Source organism: Armatimonadia bacterium, from assembly GCA_039679385.1.
Lineage (GTDB): Bacteria > Armatimonadota > Zipacnadia > Zipacnadales > JABUFB01 > JAJFTQ01.
The window spans coordinates 1-5,763 of record JBDKVB010000179.1 but is presented as its reverse complement, the minus strand read 5'-3'; the positions used below and the strand labels follow the sequence as shown (position 1 = coordinate 5,763).

The following is a 5,763-nucleotide window of genomic DNA, read 5'->3' as shown; positions in this document are numbered from 1 at the left end:
GAGTGGCTGACGCCCGACCAGGCGATCTATGGTCTGGTAGGGCGTGAGATGCTCCAGGGGGCTGTGCCCTACCGTGACCTGTGGGACAACAAGGGCCCGGTGATGCTGTTTGCGTACACGGGCCTGGCCGCCCTCTTCGGCTCGCACCAGGTATTGTACGACCTCTTCTTCCTGACAATCTGGACGGGCTTCTGTGTCTGGGCCGCGTACCTGCTGGCGAAGACGCTGGGCGGAGGTCTTGCCGGTCGCTGGACGGCGCTGTTGCTGCTCCTTGCGACCAGCTTCCCGCTTGCCCGAGAGCTCAACGCCGAGATGGTCTCGCTGCCCTTCGTGCTGGTGGCAGTGCACCTGCTCCTAACCGGTATGCGTGATGGTTCGCCGTGGCGGTTTGTCGGCGCCGGCGTCGGTCTGGCGATAGCCGTGTGGACAAAGCCCGTGTACTGCTTCGACCTGCTCGCGGCGCTTCTGGGGGTGATGGCCTGGACCGGCGGCGCAACGGGAAGCGACGAGAACCGCCCTGATCAGCTCAGGAGAGTCTTGGGAATGCTCGGGCTCCTATTTGCCGGAGTCGGAGTGGTCTCGGCGCTGATCCTCGGCTACTTCGCCGCCCACGGGGCGGTCGGTGACTTCTGGCGGGTCAGCGTGCTCTCGAACGTGACCTACATGGACGACATCCCGCTGGCGGAGGCGGTCCGCGGTGCCCTGAGGTTCATGGAGGACCGCTTCCTCGTCCTCGTCTTCGTGTGGGGACCGGCTGTGGTGGGCCTGGGCCTACTGTGGATGGAGGTGCGTCCGCGGCACGAGAGGGTCCTGATGGCTGCCTGGCTGGGCTTAACCGTCGTCGGGATGCTGGTCGGGAGGCGCTACTTCCCGCACTACCAGGCTCAGCCCCTGGCTCCCGGGGTTGTGCTGGCCGGCCTTACTCTCTCGCGAGTAGGGGCAGCCCTGCACGAGGACCCTCCGGAGGTACGGAAGATTGCGAAGTGCTTTCTGGTCTTCTGGGCCCTGGTGATTGCCGTTCCGCTGCTGTCCAGGACCTACAATGCAGCGCACGATTGGCGGGTCATGGGCAGGCCTGACCCCTTCGTCTCGAACGAAGTGGCGACCGCCGAGTACCTTACAAGCCGCACGAAGCCGGGCGACAGCCTCTTCGTCGTGGGGATGAACTGCCAGCTCCCGCTCCTGACCGGACTGCGGCCGGCTTCGCGCTTCATCTATACGCGCTTCCTGTACGAAGCTGGTGAGGACCCGGCGCGCGAGGAGGTTTGGAGGATGTGGAAGCAGGACCTGGAGCGCAGCAAGCCGGCCTACATCGTCCTCTCCAACTACAACCATGTCCTGGAGCTCGAGGGGGGCGTTGAGCAACTGAAGCCTCTGCACGAGTTGCTCCAGAGGCACTATCGCCTGGACCGCGAGATCCGTGGCGTAGGAACGCCGGACTACTTCTACAATATCCTCTATCGCCGCTGCGATTGACGAGGTGCAAAGGTGCGGCACAAGCCAAGTCGAGACAAGGCCCCAACGACCGTCAAGGAGTCGACGGGCAAGCCGAGGAGGAAGGACGCCCAGAGCCTTGACGTCGGCCCGTCGCATGTCAGCTCAGGCGACCTCTGGCTGATCCTGGGTCTGATGGTGCTGACCCTTGCCCTGCGTGCGACGGCGATTCCCTCGATCCTGCCGACTTCCGATGCCGGGGCCTACGCGATTGGCGTAGACCGCTTCGACCCGCTGCACAACCATCCGCAGCCGCCCGGCTATCACTCGTACCTGCTGCTGGTGCGGGGTGCCCGGACGCTGCTGGCGGGACGAACCGATCTGGCGTTGTACTGGCTGAGTATCCTGTTCACGGCCCTGGGCGCGGCAGCGCTCTACCTGGTGGGGCTGGAGTGGTACGGTCGCCTGGCCGGATTCGCAGCAGGCCTGCTGTGGGCCACCTCTCCCGCGGTATGGCACACGAGTATGATGGCGCAGTCACACGCGGCCGAGGTGGCGCTGACGACCCTGACTCTGTGGGCGGGATGGCGAGCGAGAGCCCGGGGTGGCGGATGGACGGTCTTCAGCGCTGTCCTGGCGAGTCTGGCGATGATGATCCGTCCGCAGGCGGCGCTGACGGTGGTGCCGGTGTGGCTGGTTGCGACCTGGGGCCTGGGCGCGGGCAGTCGGCTCGTGGGCCTGCTCGTCATGGGGCTGCTGACAGCCTCCTCCGAACTGGGTGCCGCTGCGGCTTGTGGGTCCTGGGGCGCTTACCGGCATGCGGTGTCGGTGCAGTGGCAGGAGGCCATCTGGCCGAGCACCCTCATGGCAGCGACTGCACAGGGACCCGGAGCCTTGCTGGAGGCGATCCAGGGGCACCTGGCCGAGCTGTCGACGCTGATCTTCGGTGGCGCGAGCCATGTCTCCGTCCTCGGCTGGCTACCGCTCTTCGTGTATGGCTGCGGGCAGGTCTTCCGCCCCTCGAACCTGCTGCGGGATTCGCGAACACACCTGCTCCTGGTCTGGCTGGTGCCGATTGCGCTGTTCCACTTCGTGGTGCATGTCAATAACGCGAACCATGTGCTGGTCTACTACCCCTTTGTCCTTCTCGTCGCGGCGGCGGGGTTGAGACAGTTCTGCACCGAGTGGGAGGACAGCGGCGTGCGGGTACTGGGCTACGGGACCTGCGCGACGATCCTGTTGGGGCTGGCTGTGGTGATCTCCTTGGGGGTAACCTTGAAGGCGTCGGTGCCTGGGTTCAAGTCCGAGACGGCGGCGCTGGAGCGGCAGATCCAGACAATGCGCACCTTCGATGCCCGGCGGACGCTGTTCGTGCAGTCGGATCTGCGCCAGCAGTTCAACCTGCTGGAGTACTCGCTGCCCGATCACCAACTGCTCTTGCTCGAGCAGACGCTCACCGAGCCCAGGCCTTCGATCGCGCCGACGAGCCCGAAGACACTGCCCGAGGCCATCACCGAGGTCGTGTTCCTCAACCCGCAGGCGCGAGTAGTCGGGCCTGCACGCCCGCAACGGTGGGGATCACAGGGGGAGACCTTCCTCGTGGTACAGGTCGCGGAGGCTGGACGGGTAATGAGCTTCGACAGTCGAGGCGTGCGGTTCAGCAACTCTACGACCGGACAGCAAACGACCTCCCACTGAGGGGAGGTCGTGTTGGGTGCATGGGTTAGGCGGCAGAAGGGCTGTCTAGGCGGCCTTCCGAAGGCGGCGCTGGAGGCGAAGACGCCGCGGGTCGACGCGACCGACGCCCGCGAGCAGCTCGGCACGACGTGCCCAGCGGTCGACCGGCTGCGGCTCAAGTGCGAGAGCGCGGCGAGCCGTCGGAGCGGCGGAGACAGTCGTGATCGGTTTGCGCGTGACCGTAGCGACTGCTGCGCGACGCGGATGGAGAAGGAAGCGCCAGGTGCAGTACCCGAGGATCCACAGGGCGATATGGTATCCGTTGATTGTGTGCAAGGTCGGTGGGGTCGTCCAGTCCATGATGCCAACTCCCTCAAATCCTAACGCGCGGTTCGTCGAATACAAGTTCGATTATACGAACAGCCGATTGCGCTGTCAAGGGCAGCTCTTCGCCTCAAACCTACACACCCTTAGACAGAACCGCCGGTCGGAAGGTTTCACCAGGGTCGATCGCAGCCCCAGGGCAGGGCGTCTGACCGGCTCTCTGCCCTGATCCCGAAGCTGAAGCGGTGAAGACCGATGCCCCAGACAAGCACTCGTCTTGCGCGGCTTGAGGACCTGCCGGTTCTCGCGGTGTTCGAGCGTGAGGTAGCCCGGGCCAACTTCCCGCAGGCGCCGCTTGAGGACCTAACGTACCACACCGAGAAGCTGAAGCGTGCCTTCGCTCGGGAGCCCGAGGGAATGGTGGTGCTGGTGGATGCCGAGGGAGGGGACATCGTTGCCTGGCTGTGGCTCAGCACCCGCAAGACGCTCGCAACCGGGGAACGCTACGGCGTGATCAAGAGCCTGTATGTGCGTCCCTCGCAGCGGCGTCTCGGACTTGGCACTCTCCTGGCCCAGTACGCTGTGAGGCACTTCGCGCAGCGGGAGATTGAACGCATCGTGGCGACAGTCCACAGCAGCAACCTGGCCGGTGCGCGGACTCTGGCCAAGGCTGGATTCGAGAGCTGCCACGTGACTTACGAGCGATCCGGCGTGGCTGGTGAGGAGGCGTTGTGAGGCCTTGTCTGCCTCGCGCAGAGTAAAAAGTAGGTGGGCCCAAGAAAGAACCTTGCATTGGATTGGGCGTCTGTGGTATTGGTAATACTACAAGCGGTAGTAATGTTCAGAGGATTGCGCGCCCTTAGGGCGTGGGAGGTGGCGGAAATGACCAGACAGCAGGTACTTCGAAGGGGTCTGGTTCTCTTGGGGGTGGTGTCGCTGGCCACTCTGACGGTCGCGGTTCAGGCCGCACCTGCGACCAACGTGGCACAGCGGTATGCAGTATCCTTGAGCAACGAAGAGGATCTGCTCGAGGTGTTTGCGGCGGGGTTGACCGGTGACGCCTTCGGCTACGACGCCAACGAGATTCTCTATCTGGCGTCGATGGTGAAGATGCCGTCTTCGGACGTCCTGCCCGCGTTCTATGTCTCCTTCCTCTCGGGGACCAACATCATGCAGGTCATCTCGCAGAGGACCCAGGGCAAGGCCTGGGGCGAGATCGCTGAGGCGCAGGGAGTCACCGCGGACGCACTGAACCGCATGTCGCTTCCCGAGCAGGTGCAGGTCACCGCGCCCAGGGACATGCCGGATAGCGCGCTGCAGGACCTCTTCGTCTGCTCGGCAGTAGCACAGGTCTTCAATCTGCATCCGGACGAGGTGTTCGGCTACTACCAGCAGGGATGGCTGTCGCGCGATATCCTGGCGGCCGCAGAGATTGGCTACCGGACAGGTCGTGGCCTTGACGCCTACCTGAAGGGCAGCCTGCAACGCCTGGACTGGTTCCAGGAGGCGCGTGGAGCCGGCATCAGCACGGCCGAAGTGGCCCGCTACAACGGTCGCTGCTTCGACAACCAGGTCCCGCTGGTCTCCGGCACACCGCAGCGCGGCGACGTGGAGACTCTCTATGCGACCGAGCTCGTGACCAGGAACTGGTCGGTGCCCAGCGAGCGTGTGCAGTACGCCCGGTGGCGCTACCTGTACACTCCACAGGAGTTGCTGATCGCCTTCTACGTTGGAGACCTTGCCGGTGTCGCGGAGGACCGCGTCGGACGGCTCTACGCCTGGGACAACTGGCGGCGATGGAGTCTCACGCTGGCCGACCTGAAGATCCCGGCGAGTCGTCTCGTAGACCTGCCGGTCTTCCGGAACGGTAGGGTTGACCTGGACAATGTCGATGAGGAGGAGCTGTCTCGGGCCCTGCTCAGTGCTGCGCTGGCAACCGGGGCCGATAGCGGCGTGCGCACCGAGTACCTGTACACCCACATCGACGCTCACTTCCGGCCCTCCGATGCGATCCTGTACTGTGGTGTGTACTGGAACTACGGAGTGCCCTTCGGCGACTACTACGACTGGTGCTGGGCAGGCCGACCGTGGTGGTCCTTCCCCTACTTCGGACGCGACTACGGGCGACTGCCCTGCTACCGCGACTGGGATCGGGGACGTCACTACGGCTTCACCATCGGCGACATGCACCCGGGTCCGCGGCCCTATGAGCCCTGGCACCCGCGTGACGACCGTGGCCCAAGCTTCATCAGGGGCGACAGACAGCCGATGTACCGTCCCGAGGGCCCAGGCCGACCCGGGTACCGCATCGATGCCGGCCCGTGGAAG

General features: G+C 64.8%; 5 protein-coding genes. 4 read left to right on the top strand and 1 reads right to left on the bottom strand.

The genetic code is table 11. The features are described 5' to 3' along the window. Both ABFE16_20430 and ABFE16_20425 read left to right on the top strand, forming a co-directional pair. Positions 1-1,476, top strand: a 1,476-nt coding sequence (locus ABFE16_20430; protein MEN6347669.1) for a glycosyltransferase family 39 protein, incomplete at its 5' end; no start/stop codon positions are given. A 12-nt stretch (positions 1,477-1,488) separates the two neighbouring features. Further along, positions 1,489-3,132 (top strand): glycosyltransferase family 39 protein, encoded by a 1,644-nt coding sequence (locus ABFE16_20425; GenBank protein MEN6347668.1) that lies wholly within the window; start codon positions 1,489-1,491, stop codon positions 3,130-3,132. Positions 3,133-3,177: 45 nt separating this feature from the next. Here ABFE16_20425 and ABFE16_20420 read toward each other — a convergent pair whose 3' ends face one another. Continuing rightward, positions 3,178-3,471, bottom strand: coding sequence for a hypothetical protein (locus tag ABFE16_20420; GenBank protein MEN6347667.1), 294 nt, complete (start codon positions 3,469-3,471; stop codon positions 3,178-3,180). Between the two features lie 219 nt (positions 3,472-3,690). On the opposite strand from ABFE16_20420, the gene ABFE16_20415 reads away from it, so the two are divergent. Both ABFE16_20415 and ABFE16_20410 read left to right on the top strand, forming a co-directional pair. Next, complete coding sequence (locus ABFE16_20415) at positions 3,691-4,170, top strand: GNAT family N-acetyltransferase (GenBank protein ID MEN6347666.1); 480 nt, start codon at positions 3,691-3,693, stop codon at positions 4,168-4,170. A gap of 147 nt (positions 4,171-4,317) precedes the next feature. Then, the coding region (locus tag ABFE16_20410; protein ID MEN6347665.1) for a hypothetical protein at positions 4,318-5,763 on the top strand (1,446 nt) is incomplete at its 3' end.